This is a genomic window from Streptomyces sp. CB01201, assembly GCF_002803085.1.
GTDB lineage: Bacteria > Actinomycetota > Actinomycetes > Streptomycetales > Streptomycetaceae > Streptomyces > Streptomyces hundungensis.
Genome location: NZ_NNBJ01000015.1, coordinates 44411 through 62882, shown reverse-complemented (window position 1 = coordinate 62882; position 18472 = coordinate 44411). Strand labels below are relative to the sequence as shown.

At 70.5% G+C, this 18472-nt stretch carries 23 protein-coding genes and 1 pseudogene; 18 read left to right on the top strand and 6 right to left on the bottom strand.

All coding sequences use genetic code 11. The annotated features are described in order from the left end of the window. Positions 1 to 4 precede the first annotated feature (4 nt). The 3 genes from rpsG to CG740_RS28250 all read right to left on the bottom strand — a co-directional run bounded on the left by rpsG (position 5) and on the right by CG740_RS28250 (position 1945). On the bottom strand, positions 5 to 475 hold the full coding sequence (gene rpsG, locus CG740_RS28265) for a 30S ribosomal protein S7 (protein ID WP_053731192.1): 471 nt from the start codon (positions 473 to 475) through the stop codon (positions 5 to 7). Positions 476 to 477: 2 nt separating this feature from the next. Then, a complete protein-coding gene (rpsL, locus tag CG740_RS28260; protein ID WP_003948652.1) occupies positions 478 to 849 on the bottom strand; it encodes a 30S ribosomal protein S12 in 372 nt (123 codons plus the stop codon). 658 nt (positions 850 to 1507) lie between these two features. Continuing rightward, positions 1508 to 1945, bottom strand: a complete 438-nt coding sequence (locus CG740_RS28250; protein WP_234376521.1) for a helix-turn-helix domain-containing protein — start codon at positions 1943 to 1945, stop codon at positions 1508 to 1510. A gap of 377 nt (positions 1946 to 2322) precedes the next feature. Between CG740_RS28250 and CG740_RS28245 the strand changes: the two genes are divergently transcribed. The 3 genes from CG740_RS28245 to CG740_RS28235 are packed head-to-tail and all read left to right on the top strand — an operon-like array spanning position 2323 to position 3574. Then, positions 2323 to 2661, top strand: coding sequence for a WhiB family transcriptional regulator (locus CG740_RS28245; protein WP_100578107.1), 339 nt, complete (start codon positions 2323 to 2325; stop codon positions 2659 to 2661). Beyond that, the gene (locus CG740_RS28240; RefSeq protein ID WP_100578106.1) at positions 2658 to 3335 is read left to right on the top strand and encodes a hypothetical protein; all 678 of its coding nucleotides are present in this window, start codon (positions 2658 to 2660) and stop codon (positions 3333 to 3335) included. The genes CG740_RS28245 and CG740_RS28240 overlap by 4 nt, the downstream gene beginning before the upstream one ends. Further along, positions 3332 to 3574, top strand: a complete 243-nt coding sequence (locus CG740_RS28235; protein ID WP_100578105.1) for a hypothetical protein — start codon at positions 3332 to 3334, stop codon at positions 3572 to 3574. The genes CG740_RS28240 and CG740_RS28235 overlap by 4 nt, the downstream gene beginning before the upstream one ends. A 237-nt stretch (positions 3575 to 3811) precedes the next feature. Here CG740_RS28235 and CG740_RS28230 read toward each other — a convergent pair whose 3' ends face one another. After that, positions 3812 to 4111 carry a hypothetical protein gene (locus CG740_RS28230; RefSeq protein WP_234376520.1) on the bottom strand — a complete coding sequence of 100 codons (300 nt, stop codon included), beginning with the start codon at positions 4109 to 4111 and terminating at the stop codon, positions 3812 to 3814. 500 nt (positions 4112 to 4611) lie between these two features. On the opposite strand from CG740_RS28230, the gene CG740_RS28225 reads away from it, so the two are divergent. The 4 genes from CG740_RS28225 (at position 4612) to CG740_RS28210 (ending at position 6580) form a co-directional block, all read left to right on the top strand. Next, a complete protein-coding gene (locus tag CG740_RS28225) occupies positions 4612 to 5019 on the top strand; it encodes a hypothetical protein (protein ID WP_100578103.1) in 408 nt (135 codons plus the stop codon). 130 nt (positions 5020 to 5149) lie between these two features. Beyond that, positions 5150 to 5725 (top strand): phage tail tube protein, encoded by a 576-nt coding sequence (locus CG740_RS28220; RefSeq protein WP_100578102.1) that lies wholly within the window; start codon positions 5150 to 5152, stop codon positions 5723 to 5725. A gap of 148 nt (positions 5726 to 5873) precedes the next feature. Beyond that, a complete protein-coding gene (locus CG740_RS28215) occupies positions 5874 to 6164 on the top strand; it encodes a hypothetical protein (RefSeq protein ID WP_100578101.1) in 291 nt (96 codons plus the stop codon). Between the two features lie 176 nt (positions 6165 to 6340). Then, positions 6341 to 6580 carry a hypothetical protein gene (locus CG740_RS28210; protein ID WP_442802857.1) on the top strand — a complete coding sequence of 80 codons (240 nt, stop codon included), beginning with the start codon at positions 6341 to 6343 and terminating at the stop codon, positions 6578 to 6580. Positions 6581 to 6619: 39 nt separating this feature from the next. Here the strand turns inward: CG740_RS28210 and CG740_RS28205 are convergent, their stop codons facing one another. Next, complete coding sequence (locus CG740_RS28205; protein WP_159030423.1) at positions 6620 to 7132, bottom strand: hypothetical protein; 513 nt, start codon at positions 7130 to 7132, stop codon at positions 6620 to 6622. Between the two features lie 831 nt (positions 7133 to 7963). Continuing rightward, a pseudogene (locus CG740_RS41960) lies at positions 7964 to 8203 on the bottom strand (DUF3592 domain-containing protein); the annotation flags it as partial. Positions 8204 to 8380: 177 nt separating this feature from the next. On the opposite strand from CG740_RS41960, the gene CG740_RS39875 reads away from it, so the two are divergent. The 11 genes from CG740_RS39875 (at position 8381) to CG740_RS28150 (ending at position 18414) form a co-directional block, all read left to right on the top strand. Then, positions 8381 to 9010 (top strand): hypothetical protein, encoded by a 630-nt coding sequence (locus tag CG740_RS39875; RefSeq protein WP_159030421.1) that lies wholly within the window; start codon positions 8381 to 8383, stop codon positions 9008 to 9010. A 12-nt stretch (positions 9011 to 9022) separates the two neighbouring features. Continuing rightward, positions 9023 to 10084 carry a phage tail protein gene (locus tag CG740_RS28195; RefSeq protein WP_100578097.1) on the top strand — a complete coding sequence of 354 codons (1062 nt, stop codon included), beginning with the start codon at positions 9023 to 9025 and terminating at the stop codon, positions 10082 to 10084. 39 nt (positions 10085 to 10123) lie between these two features. Beyond that, a complete protein-coding gene (locus CG740_RS28190; protein WP_100578096.1) occupies positions 10124 to 11284 on the top strand; it encodes a hypothetical protein in 1161 nt (386 codons plus the stop codon). A gap of 27 nt (positions 11285 to 11311) precedes the next feature. Further along, positions 11312 to 12373 carry a phage distal tail protein gene (locus CG740_RS28185; RefSeq protein WP_100578095.1) on the top strand — a complete coding sequence of 354 codons (1062 nt, stop codon included), beginning with the start codon at positions 11312 to 11314 and terminating at the stop codon, positions 12371 to 12373. 43 nt (positions 12374 to 12416) lie between these two features. Continuing rightward, the gene (locus CG740_RS28180; RefSeq protein ID WP_100578094.1) at positions 12417 to 13529 is read left to right on the top strand and encodes a hypothetical protein; all 1113 of its coding nucleotides are present in this window, start codon (positions 12417 to 12419) and stop codon (positions 13527 to 13529) included. Then, positions 13526 to 14656, top strand: a complete 1131-nt coding sequence (locus tag CG740_RS28175; RefSeq protein ID WP_234376519.1) for a hypothetical protein — start codon at positions 13526 to 13528, stop codon at positions 14654 to 14656. The genes CG740_RS28180 and CG740_RS28175 overlap by 4 nt, the downstream gene beginning before the upstream one ends. Next, positions 14657 to 15370 carry a hypothetical protein gene (locus CG740_RS28170; RefSeq protein ID WP_100578093.1) on the top strand — a complete coding sequence of 238 codons (714 nt, stop codon included), beginning with the start codon at positions 14657 to 14659 and terminating at the stop codon, positions 15368 to 15370. A gap of 53 nt (positions 15371 to 15423) precedes the next feature. Beyond that, positions 15424 to 16875, top strand: a complete 1452-nt coding sequence (locus CG740_RS28165; protein WP_100578092.1) for a phage tail protein — start codon at positions 15424 to 15426, stop codon at positions 16873 to 16875. Between the two features lie 78 nt (positions 16876 to 16953). Next, complete coding sequence (locus CG740_RS28160; protein ID WP_100578091.1) at positions 16954 to 17847, top strand: peptidoglycan-binding protein; 894 nt, start codon at positions 16954 to 16956, stop codon at positions 17845 to 17847. Between the two features lie 74 nt (positions 17848 to 17921). Next, positions 17922 to 18164, top strand: a complete 243-nt coding sequence (locus tag CG740_RS28155; protein WP_100578090.1) for a hypothetical protein — start codon at positions 17922 to 17924, stop codon at positions 18162 to 18164. Next, entirely contained in the window at positions 18151 to 18414 is a 264-nt protein-coding gene (locus tag CG740_RS28150) for a hypothetical protein (RefSeq protein WP_100578089.1), read from the top strand. Before CG740_RS28155 ends, CG740_RS28150 begins: the two co-directional genes overlap by 14 nt. Positions 18415 to 18472: the final 58 nt, after the last annotated feature.

Sequence of the window (18472 nt, the reverse complement as noted above, 5' to 3'; positions counted from 1 at the left end):
GCGACTACCAGCGGTAGTGCGCGAAGGCCTTGTTGGACTCGGCCATCTTGTGGGTGTCCTCACGCTTCTTGACAGCAGCGCCGAGGCCGTTGGAGGCGTCGAGCAGCTCGTTCATGAGGCGTTCGGTCATGGTCTTCTCACGGCGGGCGCGGGAGTAACCCACGAGCCAGCGCAGCGCGAGGGTCGACTGGCGGCCGGGCTTGACCTCAACCGGGACCTGGTAGGTCGCGCCACCGACACGGCGGGACTTGACCTCAAGGGACGGCTTGACGTTCTCCAGCGCGCGCTTCAGCGTGATGACCGGGTCGTTGCCGGTCTTCTCGCGAAGACCCTCCATGGCACCGTAGACAATGCGCTCGGCGGTGGAGCGCTTGCCGTCCAGGAGGATCTTGTTGATCAGCGAGGTGACAAGAGGAGAGCTGTAGACCGGGTCGATGATGACCGGGCGCTTCGGGGCGGGGCCCTTACGAGGCATTCTTACTTCTCCTTCTTGGCGCCGTAGCGGCTGCGGGCCTGCTTGCGGTTCTTGACACCCTGGGTGTCGAGCGAGCCGCGGATGATCTTGTAACGAACACCCGGCAGGTCCTTCACACGGCCACCGCGCACGAGCACGATCGAGTGCTCCTGCAGGTTGTGTCCCTCACCCGGGATGTAGGCCGTGACCTCGATGCCGGAGGTCAGACGCACACGCGCGACCTTACGGAGTGCCGAGTTCGGCTTCTTCGGGGTGGTCGTGAACACACGCGTGCAGACGCCACGGCGCTGGGGGGAACCCTCAAGCGCGGGCGTCTTGTTCTTCTCGACCTTGTCCTGCCGGCCCTTCCGGACCAGCTGCTGGATCGTAGGCACTACTTCTCCGGTTTCTGTGTGCCGTAGTAAAACTAACCTGAAACACGTCTCCGACCCACGCGGTCGGGTGTGTCGAATACTGCATGCTCCCGCCCGAGGGCAGGAGAAGCGCAGATTGCGGCGGCCGGTCTAGGAGCTCGCGCTGCGGACGTAGGCACGCAGCGGAGCCCAGGCACACCCCAGGCACAAGGTCTGAGCGTACCTACCTCATCGACTTGGGTCAAAACAAATGCCGTCCACGCCGACACGCCGGTGAACGCCCCGGCGACCGCGCCACCCGATCCCGGGGCCCGACCCCGCGCCGGGCCGCGGTCGACCTAAGGGCCGGCCCGGGGTCGGCCCGAGCTTGGGCTGGGATTGGCGCGGGGTCGGCCCTGTACCGGCTCCGCGTTGGCCCCTCTTCGACCCCGGGGTCGGCCCGAGGTTGGCCCGGGGTGGGCCCGGGGTCGACCCGAGCTTGGGCCGGGGTCGGCCCTGCATCGGCTCCGCGTTGGCCCCTCGTCGGCCCCGGGGTCGGCCCGAGGTTGGGCCGGGGTTCGGCTCGGGGTTGAGCCGAGGTTGGCCCGGGTGCGGCCCTGCGTTGGCCCCTCGTCGGCCCCTCGTCGGCCCCGGTTTCGGTCCAGGGTCTGGCACCGAGGTCGACGAAGAGGCACGTCATTCAGCTGCTCGCCGAGGCGTCGCGCCGCCTGGGGTGTACGCCCTCGGGGCGGGCCCCGCTCACCGCGATGATCATCTCCGCCATCTCGACGAACTGCCGGCGGTGACTGTCCGGGATGCCGAGCAGTTCGGCCGCCTCGGCCGGTGTGACCCGGCCGCGCCCGGCGCCCCCGCCGGCCCCGTCCGGCACCGGCAGGTCGTCGGCCGTGACCCGGCCCGACTCGATCAGCATGTCCCGAAGGCCGACCCCCAGGACCCGCGCGAGAGCGCGCATGGTCTCCAGGTCGGGCAGGCTCTGCCGCTGCAACAGCCGGGTCACCGCGGCCCGGTGCACGCCCGCGTCCTCGGCGAGCCGGGACCGGCCGCCGCCCCGCGGACTGTCGATGTCATATCCGCGCTCGCGCATCAGGTCCTCGACCCAGCCCGCAAACCGCTCCATATCCGAGCTTTTCTCGCCCATAGCACGCTCCCTCCGCAACCATCCCGACCCTACCGTTTCGTTCGCGCGCGCAATAACCAGCATGCTGCGCGAGCCCGCAACTAACCACCCCGGCAGGCAAAATCGCGGTATTGCCAGCGTGAAGGTATGGCGTAGAGACGACGGACGGCCTGCGGCCCGCAACAACGAGCGACGCTTGTTGCGCACTCGCACGCAATATCGGTAACGTTGATTGCGCAACCGCAACAAGAGGGTGTTCGCACCCCACCCCTCGCATTCCCCGCGCTTCTCGCCTCCTCGCCTCCTCGCGCTCCCCGTAGCCCGTAGCCCCGCACTCCGTACTTCGTACTCACGCTTCCCGAGAGGGATCCCATCCCATGCCCGCACCCGCGCTCGTCCGCGCACCCCTGTCCCGGGGAGCCCATCCCACCGCCCGGCGCTCCCAGGACTGGCGCACCCGCGCCGCCTGCATCGGCCTGCCCGACCGTGCGGTCTTCGCCCGCGAGCCCGAGGCCGCCCGGCCCGCCCTGCGCGCCTGCGGCGGCTGCCCCGTCCGCCGCGCCTGTCTGGAGGCCGTCGCGCCGCGCACCAGCTGGTTCGACGGCGTGAGCGGCGGGCGGCTGTGGCGCAACGGCCAGGAAGTTCCCGTCGCCGCCCCCGTCTCCCTCCCCGTCACCGCCCGGTCCCGTACCGGCCGTCTTCAGGAGCAGTCATGAGTCACCGTCCCGACCCCGCCGCCGTCTGGCTCGGCATCCTGCTCCGCCAGTTTCCCGAGCTCCACCAGGAGCTCGCCCCCAGCCGCGGCGCCCGTCCGCTCGGCGGCGGGCACTCGGGCCGGCCCACCGCTCCGGCCGCGCCGATCCGCCTCTTCGTCTCCGACACCATCCGCGACATCACGGACGGCGTGGTCGAGCTGGAGGAGGCGGTGTGCGAGAAGCTCCGCCTGCCGCGTCCGCCGCGCGGCACGGTGCCCGACCGGCTGGGCCGGCTCGTCGCCCTGCTCGACCGGATCGCCGAGCGGCCGGTCCTCGCCGAACACGTACGCGGTGAGGCCCGCCGGATGGCCCGCCGCTGCTCGCTGGCGCTCGGCGACGCCGAGAGCCCGGTCCGCGTCGGCGGCCGCTGCCCGCACTGCGACTCCGTGTCCCTGCGCGTCTTCCCGCACCGCGAGACCGTTCTGTGCGTCAACCCGGGCTGCCGCTGCGCGACTTCGGACTGCGGCTGCCGCACGGACGCGGCGCACCGGCACGCCTGGACCCGCGCCGAATGGCAGGACCTGGCGGAGACGACGGCCGGCGACCTGGCGGAGCTGACGTCGGCTCAGGACGGGGTGCGGCCGGGTCCCGCCGGGCTCGACCGGCCCGGCTCGAAGGGGGCGGGCGCACGATGAGTACGACGCGTACGGTCCGACCGGCCGGTGCCACACCGCTCTACCCGCCGACCGCCGCCCTCATCACCACGGCGATGGCGGCCGAGGAGGCGGCGGTCGCCCCGGGCACCATCCGCAAGTGGGTCCAGCTCGGGCACATCGCACCGGCGGGCCGCAGCGGCCGATCCCACCTCTTCCACCTGGCGGACGTCTTCGCCGCCGAACGCGCGACCCGGCGAGCACACGAACTCCGTGCCTGACCTTCCTCTACAGGTACCGCCTCTATGGACAGGGAGATAGGGCTCCACAGATACGGCCTGCCCGGCTCCCCTATATGTGCGGTGCTGCTACATGTATATGTGCGGTGCTGCTACATGTGCAGTGCTGCCGGGGCTCCTATACATACGCCGGCCCTCCCCGGCCCCCTCCGCTCCCCATACGAACAGTGCCCCGCAGCCGATGTGGCTGCGGGGCACTGTTGCGTACGCGTTCGACGGCTACCGCACCCGGGGGCGCGGGGCGCCACGGCCCACCGGGCCCCGGACGTCCCACGCCGGCACCTGGTAGACCTGCGCGCCGGCCGGGCTGTCGTCCCCCAGGGTGGCCATCGCCTCCTGCCACCCGGTGACGAACCCGTTCAGCTCCGCGTCTCCGATGGCCCGCTCAGCCACCTTGCCGACGACCGCGGTGAGCGCCTGGGCGACTTCGGGCGTGAAGGATCCGGAGTTGGCCGAGTCGGCGGCCACTTCCACGGTGGCGATCACCACGTCCGAGACGCGCTCGCTGTACACGCTCACCGGGCGACTCCCCCGCACCCCACGACCTGCTCGCTCATGCCACCCCCAGGTGCTCTTCGTCGGCTCATACGCCCTTCCTTGCCGCCCCCGGCCATCCGTCATGAGATGTCCCGGAGCGCGCGACAACCACAAACCTAACCCGTGGAACTGACACTGTGTTCCCTAAGGCCCGCACCTCCCGCCGCCCATGGGCCGACGGCTCGACCGCACCCCCTGCCCCCCCACACGTAATTGCGCGCCAGAAACTTCAAGTTGCGCGCCCGCGCGATCTCGTTCACAATAAGTGCAGCGGCGGAGCTGCGCCTTCAACCGGGCGTCGGCGTCCGCCGCTTCGCGTTGAGCGCTCCGACGGGGCGTACGGGCCGAACGGCAGCCCGCTCTCCCGCCCTCCGCACTGTCCCGCGCGGCCCGCGCCCCGCCGGCCGCTCGACGCGCCCCTCCCCTTCGGCTCACCAAGTCTTCGAGCCTTCGACCCTTCGAGCCTTCGAAAGGAGGCCCTGTTGAGCGAGGCCCTGCTCACGTTCCCCGATGTGGAGCGCCTGATCGTCGACCACCTCAAGTACCGGCCGGAGCTGGCCGGGGTGACGGTCGACAACCGTCCGCCGGCCGGCTTCGACGGTACGCAGCAGGTGGTGCTGGTCTCCCGGACCGGCGGCGCCTGGGTCGACGACCTCCATCTCGACACCCCGCTCGTCGAGTTGGAGGTGTACGGCCCGACCAAGACGGCGGCACACACCGTGTCCCTCTCGGTCCGCGCCGCGCTCCTCCAGCTCCGCGGCACCACATACGGCACGGCGGTCGTCACCGATGCCGTCGAGACCGAGGCCGTGCGCTGGCTGCCGGACTACAACCGGCCGGCCGGCAACCGCTACCTCACCACGGTGCGCCTCTCGCTGCGCCCGTCCTGACCGCCCCTCCCCATCGAGGCCCTGCCGACATCGGCGGGGCCTTTCGCATGTCCCGAAGGGGCCATGCGCCAGAACGGGCCAGGTCCCGAACGGACCGAACCCCGAACGAACAACGAACAAGGAGAACCACATGTCCGGAATGAACCCGAGCGAGATCCGCGTGGCCGGCACCGGCCGCATCTTCCTCGCCAAGGTCGGCACCGACGCCCCCGCCGACACCACCACGGAGTGGGGCGCCGCCTGGCACGACCTGGGTTACACCAGCACCGACGGCGTGAAGTTCGGCCGCAAGGGCAAGACCGCCAACATCGACACCTGGCAGTCGCTGACTCCGGCCCGCACGATCTACACCGAGCGCGAGCTCACCCTGAAGTTCGGCATGCTCCAGCTCAACGAGGACACGCTGCCGTTCTTCTTCGGCGGCGGCGAGGTCGTCGAGAGCGCCCCGAACTCGGGTCTCTACAAGTACGAGATCCACAGCGACCAGGGCGAGGACGAGCGCGCGCTCGGCGTCGAGTTCTCCGACGGCGCCGAGGTGCGCTACCGCTTCGTGGTCCCGCGCGGCCTGGTGACCGTCTCCGACGACGTCGACCTCAACCGCAAGGGCGCGGTGAAGCTGGGCGTCACCTTCACCGCGATGGCCGCGAAGGCGGACGCGCCGCTGGCGACGTGGCTGATGAAGGACAAGTCCTTCGGCACGAAGTAGCCGTCTGCGGGCGGGAGTTGACGCGCTTCGGCCGCGTCGGCCCCGCCCGTTTCCACACACCACCCGAATCGGCGCCGCCCCGCCCTCCCCTCCCCGGGGCGGCGCCCCCCCCTTCCCCTTCTTCTTCCTACCTGAGGAGCAGCACCCCATGCCCGGATTCGACGTCAACGCGGCCCGCGCCCAGCGCCTGGAGGCCCACGGGGCCGCCTGGTCCTTCCAGTTGGACGGCGACACCTTCGAACTCCCCACCGAGATCGGCCACCGCACCGCCCGTGCGCTGCGCGAGCTCGACGACAGCGATGTCGATGGGCTCCTCGGACTGCTGCTCGGCGAGGCGCAGTTCAAGAAGTTCCTGGAGCACGACATCACGATGCAGGACATCGCCGCGATCCTGGAGGCGTACGGCAAGGAGACCGGGCTCGGCCTGGGGGAAGACTGAGCCTCGACGCGTTCGTCGAAGAACACGCCGAGGCTCTCGAAGCCGACCTGCTGCGGCACTACGCCGTCGACCTCCTCGACTGGCACCGCGGCACGCTGACGTCCCGCCGGCTCGCGGTCCTGGTCAAGCACCTGCCGCGCGACAGCGCGGTCAACCGCGACCTGCACGGCGAGGCGGTGGAGTGGGACTCCACCACCCACCTCCTCGCCGCCGCCGTGGACCACCTCGCGGTGGCCAACTGGATGACGGCGACGATCAATTCGGGCGAGGACGCGGATCCGCTGGACTATCCGGAGGCGGTACCGCGGCCGGGTATGACGGAAGGGCACGCGGATCCGTCTCCGCATCCCGACCAGGAGCCGGACCAGGGGTCTGGCATGCCGACGCCTACGGATCTCGCGCGCTTTTTCAGCTGAGCAGTGCACCGCAAGCAGCCCATGGCGCGGAGGGAATTCTCAGGAAATCCCCCACCTGATGAGAACGTAGAAGATCTGTACGAAACCTATGCCCGCGATGAACAATTCGCCGCGCAGGCGAGATATTCGAGGATGTTCAGCGGCCACGAATACCTCGTGGGCGTTCTTTGGGTCATAGGAGATCTTCACCACCCCCTGCGGACGTACCGCCTCCCCCTTGGTGCGCAGAGTGACGAGCTTTTTCTCGCTCGCGACGGGAACCCTTTCGAGGGTGTGTCTAGCGATTCCGCCCGGTTCGCTCTCCACATGGATACACCGAGCGGATGTCGTCACCCTTCTGCGATGGGCATAGATGTCAGCCACCGCGAGCCCAACGGCACAGGACACCCAGGCCATACCCTCTAAGAAAATCCACCAGCGCCCCAGAGAGAGGATTCCAGAAAGGGTAATCGTCGGCATTCGCCAGCCTCCAATTCGAAAACCAATGCCCACAGGGCCGGGCTGAAATACCTGGGAAGAATGCACTTCTTCTCGAAGGCTGACTAAGATCACGCCAAGATCAAAGCCAGGGGAGCATCTACCGAGGAGCTGTCATAAAGCAAGGGAATAGAGTCGACGCGCGAAAACGCCTGAGTAGTGCGACTCGGCACGGTCAGCCAGAACAGCGGCGGCGAAGCCTCGGCGTGTTCTTCGCCGGACACGGCGAGACCCTCGAAGCCGGCCTGCCACGCTTACTACACCGTTGCCTTCTTCGACTGGCAAGGCGAGACAGTGTCATCTCGCCCCCTCGCCGCGACGGTGAACCACCTGCGGGTGGCCAATTGGATGACGACGACGATCAATTCCAGCGAGTACGCCGACCTACTGGACTATCCGGAGGCGGCGCCCCCGCCGAATGCGCCTGGCGCATAGCCGTATCCGCACCGGCTCCGGGAAGACCTCTCCAGGAGCCCGATACGCCCATCCTCCCCAGCCGGAGCGCTTCTTTGCCTGGCGGGACTTTACTTAGGGGGCGGACGGGACACTCTCTCCTTCGCCGCTACGTGAACCGTGCCCGAAGCCAGCACGTAACCCGATACACATGGCCATCGAGTCTTCTCGCTGAGCATTCGGCATGTGCAGAAGGTCGGCACGGGGCACCAAGTCAACGCCGTTCAGCGCTGTATAGGTGCCGCGCGAGCTTCAGTGTCGTAGCACCACGACGACGTTACACATTCCTCCTGGACCGGCACGCAATCGGCCCGCTTTCGCTCAGCCGCCGAAGAGATATTGGAAGAGGCCGATGAAGGCCTTGATGTAGAACAGGTTGAAACACACCATGGCCACCAGGCTGCCAATTATCATGAAGCGAACTTCGGTGCGCCCATTGAGCTCCCGAACCGTGCGCGCCCGTGAGGGCCTTTTGGGATCGTAGACGATTTCTACCGTTTCGCCATCGCTCGCTATACGACTCCATCGCAGTGAGCTGCTATGGGAGAAGGTAAACCCGTCCACTGTGAAGTTGAACCGCTCCGATACGCGATCTTCGGACCAGTAACTGCTAACGCACGTGGCCTTCGTCCTAACCCCCACGGCCAGAAGTCTCCGCTTCACAAAGATGGGACGCAGACCGAATGGATACATCACAAGACCAAACAGCATTAAGTGGACCGCGACCCAGATAACCGCCATCGTCACTACCACAGCGCCCCTCCTAGCGAATACTTTACCGTGCGCAGACCTGAACTTAGCACAGATGCCCGGTTTATCCACCATGGCAAAAGTAGCAAATAGTGCAAACCGACAGCGGAAAGAGACCACATGGCAGCGAAAGACGACGCTCCTGCGCAAACGGGTTGGCTTACGGGCGAGGGCTTGCTTGAGCCCGTCTTCGGTAAATTCCTCGCCGACGAATACAAGCCGACCAAAAAGGTCGTCAGCGATCTGGCCGTGTCAGTCAACGCTCTTAGTGTGGGACTGGACACCGCCAAACTCGGGTTCGCCGGATTTGCAGGTGGCGCCACCTTGGCCAAGGCGGACTTCACCGGCCTGAAAATGGACGAAAAGGGTCTCAGCTTTTTCGGTCACCAAATATGGACGACGCCTTGGACCCGAAGCGAGAGCGAACGAGCGCAGTCCAGAGCAGTAGGTGCCTCACGACAGCTGGAAGCGAGGCAGAGCGATCTCACCAACAGCATGCGTGATGCCCGACGCAACCCCGGTCTCATCAACCAAGTGGTGGTCAGAGAGAGTCTTGAGCGCCTGGAGAAGGCCCGGCGGGAGGCAGGTCGTGCTCAGATCGAGGTGAGACGAATCGCGCAGCAGGCCGAGCAGAAGAAGAAGGACACCGAGAAGAGTCTGCAGCAGACCAAAGACGCTTACGCAGCCATCAATCGAAACATTTCCGGTTTGCGTCAGGCCGTGTCCGCGCTTGGTCGAGAAATTGGATGAGGTGAGTGACCGATGTCCCTAGTCCAATCCCTGACCCGAGCCTCCGGCTCGCTAAAAGGGTTCAAAACAGGAATCGACGGCGCCGGCCGCTCCGCCGGGTCGCTCGGTAGGCAGGCCGGGACGGCCAATACCAATGTCGGGCGGATCAAGGGGGCCGCCCAGCAGTCCGCCAAGGAGCTCAAGGGGATGAAGACCGCCGCCGACCAGGCGGCGAAGTCCGTCGGGAAGGTCGGCAAGGACGCCGGGGCCGGCGGGGTTTCCATGGGGAAGCTGCAAGGCGGGCTCAAGAAGGCCGACGGGGGGTTCAAGGGGCTCAACAAGGCCATGAAGGGCAACGTCATCGGGATGCTGCTCGAACTCTTCGCGCCGCTCATCGAGAAGGTCGTCGCCATGGCGACCAAGTCGAAGGCGATGCAGAAGATCATGAAGGTCGCCTTCGACGTCATCGGCAAGGTCGTCGACACCGTCATGAAGGCGATCGGCCCGCTGATGAAGAGCACCGGGAAGATCATCTCGTCCGTCTGGAACGGGATCAAGGGCGCGATCCTGCCCATCGCCCTGTGGATCGCCAGCTTCATACCCGGCGCGTTCGACACCGTCAGGGACGCCCTGTCCGGCGCCTGGGGCGGGCTCTCCCGCTTCGCGGGCGGGGTGTTCGACGGGATCCTGTCGGCGGTGAAGTCCCCGCTCAACCTGGTCATCGGGCTCATCAACTCCGCCATCGGCGCCCTCAACGGCATCCACGTCTCGATCCCCGGCTGGGTCCCCCTCGTCGGCGGCAAGACCTTCGGCGTGAACATCCCGCGCATCCCCATGCTGGCGGAGGGCGGCATCGTCGCGCCGCGCAGCGGAGGCGTGCCGGCGATCGTGGCCGAGGCGGGCGAGTCGGAGGCGGTGCTGCCGCTGTCCCGCCTCGACCGGCTGTTGAGCCGTACCGCCCAGGCCGGATCCGTGCCGGGCGGCCCGTACGGATACGGGGACGGGTTCCACATCGAGAACTACTACGCCACCCAGAGCACCGACCCCCAGGACACCGCCCGAGCCCTGCTCTTCCTCGCCAAGGCACGCGGATGAGCCGGGACACGGCCCCGCGTCCCCGAAGGGAGGACCGCCATGGCCACGGCCCAGCCGAATCCACTCGCCAACTCCGCCGGCGCCTTCCGTAACGTCGGCGGATCGGCGGGACAGGCCGCCCGGGCCGCCGGAAGCGCCGCGGCCGGCATCACCGGCGCGACCCGCGCCGTCGACCGGATCAGGGCCGCCACCGCCCAGGCCGGCAAGGACATCAAGCAGTTCGCGACCGGGGCCGACGCGGCCGGCCGGGCCGCGGGAGCGCTGGGGCGGGCGGCACCCGGTGCGCACACCGGCGTACTGAAGGTGAAGTCCGGCGCCCAGGGCGCCACCCGCGAGCTCAAGAACCTCAAGCGGAACTCCGACCTCTCCGCCAAGTCCATCGGCATCGTGGGCAAGGGGTCCGGCGCGCTCGGCAAGGCCGCCACGCTCTTCGGCGGCAATCTGAAGATCGCCGGCGCGGTGATGACCGCGGTGAACCTGGTCATGAAGGCCAACCCCTGGGTCCTGGTCGCCACCCTGCTCGCCCCGTTCGCCGAGCAGCTCATCGAGTTCGCGCTGAACTCGGAGTTCGGGCAGCAGCTCATGGAGACGGTGTTCGCCACGGTCGGCGGGCTCATCGAGACCGCCCTGACGTATGTGGCTCCCGTCATCACCGGCTATCTGACCGTCGTCCTCGGGTTCTGGAAGGGCCTCGCGAACGTCCTCAAGCCGGCCCTGAAGTGGGTCACCACCTCCCTGCCGGGGGCGTTCCGTACCGTCAACGCGGCGATGGAGCGGGCCCTGCGCGGCATGGGCGGCTTCCTGGAGAGCGGCTTCCAGATGGCCGTCGGCGTCATCAAGGGCCCGATCAACGGGCTCATCGCCTTCGCCAACTGGGTCATCGACGGGCTCAACAGCCTCAGCTTCAACTTCTTCGGCAAGCACTTCGGCGTCGATCTCAGCAGGATTCCCATGCTCGCGGCGGGCGGCATCGTCGCGCCCCGCACCGGCGGCGTCCCGGTGATCCTCGCCGAGGCGGGCGAGGCCGAGGTCGTCCTGCCACTGTCCCGGCTCGAAGCGCTGCTCGCCCGCACCGCCGGAGCGGCCCGCGCCACCCGGCCCGGCCGGCGCAGCCGCCGCATCGGGCACTACCACGAGCCGGAGGGCCGCGGCTCGTACGGCATCGCCGAGGAACTGCTCTTCCTGGCGCACACGACGTAACCCCCAGAAGGTGAGGGCCAACCACCCATGCCCCCAACACAGTTGACCACCACGACCGAACCCCCCGGCTCACTGATCACCCGCGACGGGCAGATCCAGTGGGCCGGGCTTCTTTTCGGGCCCGGCACGGACTACGAGATCGCCGACAGCGGGCTCACCGGCTGGGCCGACCTGCCCGGCCTCGACAGCGGCGACGTGCTGCGCCCCGACCAGCACGGCGCCTGGCCCGGCGCCCAGTGGTCGCAGGCCCGTACCGTCACCGCCTCCGTCTGGCTGCTGCCCGACCAGCGTGAACAGGCGGCCGCCGTGGCGCAGCGGTTCCGGGCGGCCACCTCGGTGCACTCCGGCGAGCAGTGGCTGACGGTGCGGCTGCACGGCGAGACCCTTGCCGTGCGGGCCCGGATCAGCCAGCGGTCCATCCCGCACGACCGCATGTACGTCACCCAGGGCGCCGCCAAGGCCGCCGTGCAGTGGGTCTGCGCCGACCCGCGGCGCTTCTCCCTCGACGTGCTGTCCGCCCGCACCGGCCTGCCGCTGCCCGAGACGGGTCTGACCTGGGAGCGGCCGCCCGCCCAGGTGCCCGACCCCAACCAGCCCCCGCCCAAGCCCGACGAGGAGACCCGGCCGGGCACCGGTACGGCGCCGGTCCTCGCGCCCGCCGCCGGGCCGGTGGCACCCGACCCCGCCTCCGGTCTCGCCTGGCCGCTCGGCTGGGGCACGGCCCGTTCCACCGGTCTCCTCACCGCGTACAACAGCGGCGACGCACCCGCCAACCCGGTGATCGAGTTCCGCGGCCCGGTCCGCAAGCCGTCCCTGACCCGGCTCAGCGACGGCCTGCGCCTTGAGTACGACATCGCGCTCGCCGCCTCCGACGTACTCACCGTCGACACCGGCGCGGGCACCGTGCTGCTCAACGGCACCGCCTCGCGCATCCACACGGCCTCGGCCTGGTCCACGCCCGAGCAGCTCTTCCAACTGGAGCCGGGCCAGAGCACGTTCGCCTTCCGCTGCGAGGCCGGCTCGGCCGCCCCGGCCCCCCAGGGGCCCCAGCCGTCGGCGGCGGTCACCTGGCGCAACGCGCACTGGTAGTCCACGCCACCCGTCAACTCCCGCACACCACCTAGGAGATCGCATGAACATCGGCAGTGCCTGGCTGCTCAACAGCACCGACGGCAGCGGCGGCCAGACCCGGCTCGACACCCGGCTCGCCCCGATCGGCACGATGGCTCCGGACGGGCCGCTCGCCTCCCGCGGCGGTGTCATCCCCGGCTCCCCCGAGGGCCAGTACCTCATGGCCGGCCTGTACGTCTTCGGCGACAAGGCGGGCATGAGCGCGCTGGTCGCCCCCGGCCGGGCCGTCGTCCAGGGCCGCCCCGGCGCGGGCGCCTACCCCGTCTACATTTCCGAGTACACGAGCCTCACCTTCCTGGACGGCGACCCGGGCCTGCCCCGCGTCGACCTCGTCGTGGTGCGGGTCTACGACGACGCGGGCACGACCGCGGCCGTCCTCGAAGTCGTCCAGGGCGAGTACGCCGCCTCCCCCGCGGCACCCCGGCTTCCGGAGGCGGCCCTGGCGCTCGCCGAGGTGAAGGTGCCGGCCGGCGCCTCGGCCGGCAGCGGCGGCATCGACTGGACGACCGCCGTGAAGGACCTGCGCCGGCCCACCGCGTCGGTGGGCGGCATCATCCCCGCCGGCGGCGGCGCCTACCGCGGCTCCTACCCCGGCCAGTACCGCGACAACGGCGGCAGCCTGGAGCGCTGGAACGGCACGGAGTGGCGGCCCTACCCCGAGCCGCGGGCGACCTGGCAGGACTACACCCCGGCCTGGGGCCAGGCGACCGCCGGCGCCCCGGTGCCGAAGCTCGGCAACGGTTCGCTGTGGGGCCGGTACCTCAAGGACGGCCCGGTGGTGCACTTCCAGGCGGCGGTCACCATCGGCTCCACCAGCAACTGGGGCGGTCCCAACAAGAACGGCAACTGGTACCTGTCGCTGCCGGTCCGCCCGGCCGGCCCGCGCGGTCTGACCATCAACTTCCGCGCCCGCACCGGCGGCGACGCCGGCGGCTACTTCTACGGCGGCGCCGAGACCAGCACCGCGTACCACCCCAACGGCGTGGCCCGGAACTGGTCCACCATCCAGGCCAGCGGCAAGCCCACCGGCGTCTGGGTCGACGCCGACGACCCGATGACCCCGGTGCCCGGCAGCTGGTACGAGGTGTGGGGCACCTACGAGGTCGCCCCGTGAACCGCGTGACGCCGACGGGCGAGGTCACCTACCGCGCCCTGTTCTGCGATCTGCGCACCGACCGGGTCATCGACGCGCTGCCGCTCACCGAGGTCGAGTTCGACGACTTCATCGGCAAGCCGGGCCAGCTGCGCGCCACCGTGCCGCTGCCCGACGAGGCGCTCGCGGCCCGGGCCCGCGAGGCGCTCCGGCCCGGCCGCACCGCGGTCTGGCTGGAGCGCGGCCCGGACATCTGGTGGGGCGGCATCCTGTGGACCTGCACCCCGGCCGGCGACGAGCGCGGCCGGCTCGACGTGCAGATCCAGGCGGGCACCTTCGACTCCTACCTCGATCACCGCGTCCTCTCCGGCGACCTGTCCTTCCCGGCCCCGGGCACCGACCAGTTCGAGATCGTGCGCGCGCTCGTACGGCACGTCCAGGAGCAGCCCGGCGGCGACATCGGGATCGTCCTCGACGACGAGCTCTCGGGGGTGCTCGGCAGCCACGCCTACGCCCGGACCGACCTGGCCCGGGTGCGGGAGATCATCGACGCGCTCGCCGCCCTTCAGTACGGATTCGAGTGGCGTGTCCAGTGCTACCGCGACTCCGGGACGGGCGCCCGGGTCAAGAGGCTCCAGCTGGGCCACCCCCGGATCAGCACCGGTTCCGTGCCGATCGTCCTGGACCGGCCCGGGCCGGTGATCACCTACAGCCTGCCGACGGACTCGACCGTGCAGGCCAACGTGTGGCTGGCCCGCGGCGAGACCGCGAACAACAACAGCGCCGCGGCCTCGCTGCCCCAGATGTCCAGCCCGGCCGTCGCCGCCGAGGACCTGGACGCGGGCTGGCCCCGCCTCGAAGGCTCCTCGGACCACAGCGGCGTGTCCGACCAGGGCGTCCTGGACGGCCTGGCCAGGGCCGAACTGGCCCGCGCCCGGCGGCCGCAGGTCATTCCCGAGGTCACCATCCGCGTGGACGGCCGCATCACCCCCGCCCTCATCGGCGCCCCGGTGCTGCTGCGCATCCGCGACGGCTGGCACCAGGGCGGCACCGACCGGCGCTACCGGGTCGTCGGCCTCACCGTGACGCCGCCCGGGCGCGGCAAGGGCGAGACCGCGAAGCTCTATCTGGAACCGGAGGACGCCTAGATGGCCGCCATCCCCACCGATCTCCTGGACCGCATCCGTGCCCTGGAACGCCAGGTCCGCGCCCTGATGGGCAGCGCCAACACCCGGCCCGCGATGGACCGGATCAGCGGCGGCAACGTCGTCATCAGCGACGGCGGGCAGCTCGCGGTGCGCAACCGCGACGAGCAGAAGGGCGCCGAGCTCCTCTACATCGGGCAGGTGTCCCCGGCCCGGCCCGGCGGCGAGGAGCAGCAGGGCTTCTTCGTGCGGCGCGACGACGGCTCCAAGGCGCTCACCGTGCACGCCGACGCCCCCGACCTCCAGCCCAACCAGTCGGTGAAGGTCTTCGACCGCAAGGGCAACGCGCTCTTCGCCGACGACCTCGGCGGCGAGGGCCTGGCCCGCCCCTACATCCCGTATCCGCTGCCCACCCCCGAGGACACCGGCCACTGGGAGTCCACCTCGGCCACCGAGTGGACCACCCTCTACAACGGCAACGCGATCGCCCAGCACCCGAGCCTGTACTGCCTGGTCGCGGCGACGCGGGGCGGCGAGGTGCGGCTGCTCGTCAACGGCGTCCAGGTGGGGCCGAGCGCCGCCGGGACGCTGGAGTTCACCGCGCCCATCGGCGCCGTCTACGACAGCCCGGTGACCTTCCTGGTGCAGGCCAGGGCCGTCGAGCCCGGCGCCACGGTCCGCTGTTCGCCCCGCGCGCTGTACGGCGTCAAGTCCTGACCCCCGCCAGCCCCAACTCCCTTTCCCTGAGCCACAGTTCGAGGAGTACCTCCGTGTTGCCCTCCGCCATTCCCACGGTGACCGTCACCGCGCACTACCTCACCCCGTCCGGCCTCCCGCTGAGCGGCACGGTCACCTTCAGCGCGCCCACCCTGCTCACGCACACCGCGAGCGATGTCATCCTCGGCGGCCCCATCGTCGCCCCGCTGGACGCGGACGGCCGGATCAGCACGGTCCTGCCGGCCACCGACAGCCCGGGCATGAACCCGGTCAACTGGCAGTACACCGTCACCGAACAGCTCTCCGGGCTGCCGGCCAACCGCACGTACAACATCGTCCTGCCGGCCTCCCAGCCGCTGATCGACCTGGCCGATCTGGCGCCCGCCGACCCGCAGGCACCGCAGTACGTCGCGGTCCCGGGCCCGCCCGGACCGGCCGGCGCGGCGGGTCCGGCCGGTCCGGCGGGCGCGCCCGGCGTCGTGCGGTCCGTGAACGGCAAGAGCACCGCGGACGTCGTGCTCGCCGCCGCCGACGTCAAGGCGGTGGCCACCGCGTCCGTCGGCGCCGCGGGCGGAGTGGCCACCCTTGACGCGGCCGGGCGGGTGCCCGTCGCACAGCTGCCGCCGGGCACGGTCGACCCGGTGTCGTCCGTCAACGGCAAGAAGGGCGTGGTCGTGCTCAGCGCGGCCGACGTCAACGCGCTCGACCAGGCGGCCGGCGATCTGCGGTACGTGCGTCCGGAGGGCATCCCCGTCCAGTCCGTCAACGACCGCACCGGCAAGGTCGTCCTGGACGCCGCCGCGGTGGGCGCCGCGCCGCTCGGCTCGACGGTCCTGCTGAGCGGGGCGCAGAGCGTCGACGGCGCCAAGACCTTCACCTCGGCGCCCTCGTCCGGGGCGGCTCCCACCGCCGCGGCCCATCTGACGCGCCGGGACTACGTGGACGCCGTCGCCACCCCCGGCAGCTGGGCCCCCGGCGACCTCGGCTTCAAGGCCTGGGGCTTCGACCCGGCGACGACCTCCGGCACCCGCTCGCAGTACTGCGGCGCGGGCTCGGTCTATCTGATGGGCATCCGCCTCAACACCCCGGCCACCATCGGCACCATCGCCCTCTACTGCACCGGCTATGTGGGCGGCACCCTCAGCGAGGCCACGTACGCGGGCCTCTACGACGCGAACGGAAACCGGGTCGGGGTGACCGGCTCGCTCAAGGACGTCATCAAGGACGGCGCCACCGCGGTCTGCCCGCTCACCAAGGCCTACGACGCCCCCGCCGGCAGCTACTGGGTGGCGCTCCTGGTCAACGGCCCCACCGAGGCCGGCAAGGGCCCCGCGTTCGCGATGGGCGCCGGAGCGGGCGACCGCCCGGCCGGCGCCGCCCGGATGCCGGGCGCCTTCGCCCGCTACGGCCGGCTGCCCGCGACGGGCCAGGCCACGCTGCCGACCAGCTTCGCACCCAAGACCATCGTCAACGACACCAACTCCCTCTGGGCCGCCGTCGCCTGACCCGCCCCGCCCTCCCCTCCGAAAGCCCCCGCGCCCCCGGCCCGGGGGCTTTCGTCCACCCCCATCGATGGGAAGACCATGTCAACTCCCCTGTCCGCGGCGGCCTTTGTCGCCGCTCTGTGCGCCGAAGGCGTCTCCGTCGTCGAGACCGACGGCTGGCGCGACCACAACCGCAACCACAAGGGCGCCTGGGGCCCGGTCAACGGCGTGATCGTCCACCACACCGTGAGCAGTGGCACCGACGCCTCCGTCCGCCTGTGCTACGACGGCTACGACGAGCTGCCCGGACCGCTGTGCCACGGCGTCATCGCCAAGGACGGCACCGTCCACCTGGTCGGCAACGGCCGCGCCAACCACGCGGGCGGCGGCGACCCGGCGGTCCTGAACGCCGTGATCGCCGAGAACTACGGCGACCGGCCGCCGGCCACCCACCAGCACGAGGGCAGCTCCGGCGCGGTCGACGGCAACGCCCGCTTCTACGGCTTCGAGTGCGTCAACCTCGGTGACGGCGCCGACCCGTGGCCCGCCGCCCAGCTCGACGCGATCGAGCGGGTCTCGGCGGCGCTGTGCCGGGCCCACGGCTGGTCCGCGAAGAGCGTGATCGGCCACCTGGAGTGGTCGGACTGGAAGAGCGATCCGCGCGGCTTCGCCATGGCGGACCTGCGCTCGCGCATCGCCGCCCGGCTCGCCGGAAAGCCCGCCGCCCGTCCCGTCCCGCAGCGCTACCAGCCGTTCCCCGGCGCCGGATTCTTCACCGTGGGCCGCGATTCGCCGGTCGTCACCGCGATGGGCCGCCGGCTCGTGGCCGAGGGCTGCTCGGCGTACGCGGAAGGCCCGGGGCCGCGCTGGAGCGACACCGACCGCGCCTCGTACGCCGAGTGGCAGCGCCGGCTCGGCTTCGACGGCACCGACGCCGACGGCGTGCCGGGCCGCACCTCCTGGGACGCCCTGAAGGTCCCGTTCACCGCCTGACCTCCCCGCCGCACGGCCCGGGAGCGGTACGCCGCTCCCGGGCCGCTCCCCCGTACCGAAGAAGGAAGTCCCTCATGTCCGAAGCCGCCAAGAGCGCCCTGCGCACCGTCCTCCAGACGGCCGTCGGCCTCGCCCTCGCGCTGCCCGCCGTCGTGGACGCCTCCGGCGTCCCGGCCAGCCTCCCCTGGGTCGCCGGGGCCCTGGCCGTCGCCGGCGGGCTCGCCCGGGTCATGGCGCTGCCCGCCGTCCAGCGCCTGCTGCCCGGCTGGCTGCGCACCGGGACCCAGCCCACGGGTGCCGCCGATGACCGAGCCTGACCGGAGCGACCCGGTGCCGGTCGCCCTGGAGCTGGAGCGGCTGCGCGGCACCCTGGAGGCCGGGTTCGCCCGGGTCGACGGGGCGCTGGCCCTGCTCGTACAGCGCAGCGACCAGACCGACCGCCAGCTCGCCGACCACGAGAGCCGTCTGGACGCCCTGGAGCGGACCCGCTGGCCGGTGGCGAGCATCGCCGCACTCACCGCGGTGACCGGGACCGCGCTCGGCCTGTGGCAGCTGGCCGCCCGCTGAGCGGCCGGAAAACCCGAAGGGCGCCCACCCCGCCGAAGCGGAATGGGCGCCCTTCAGT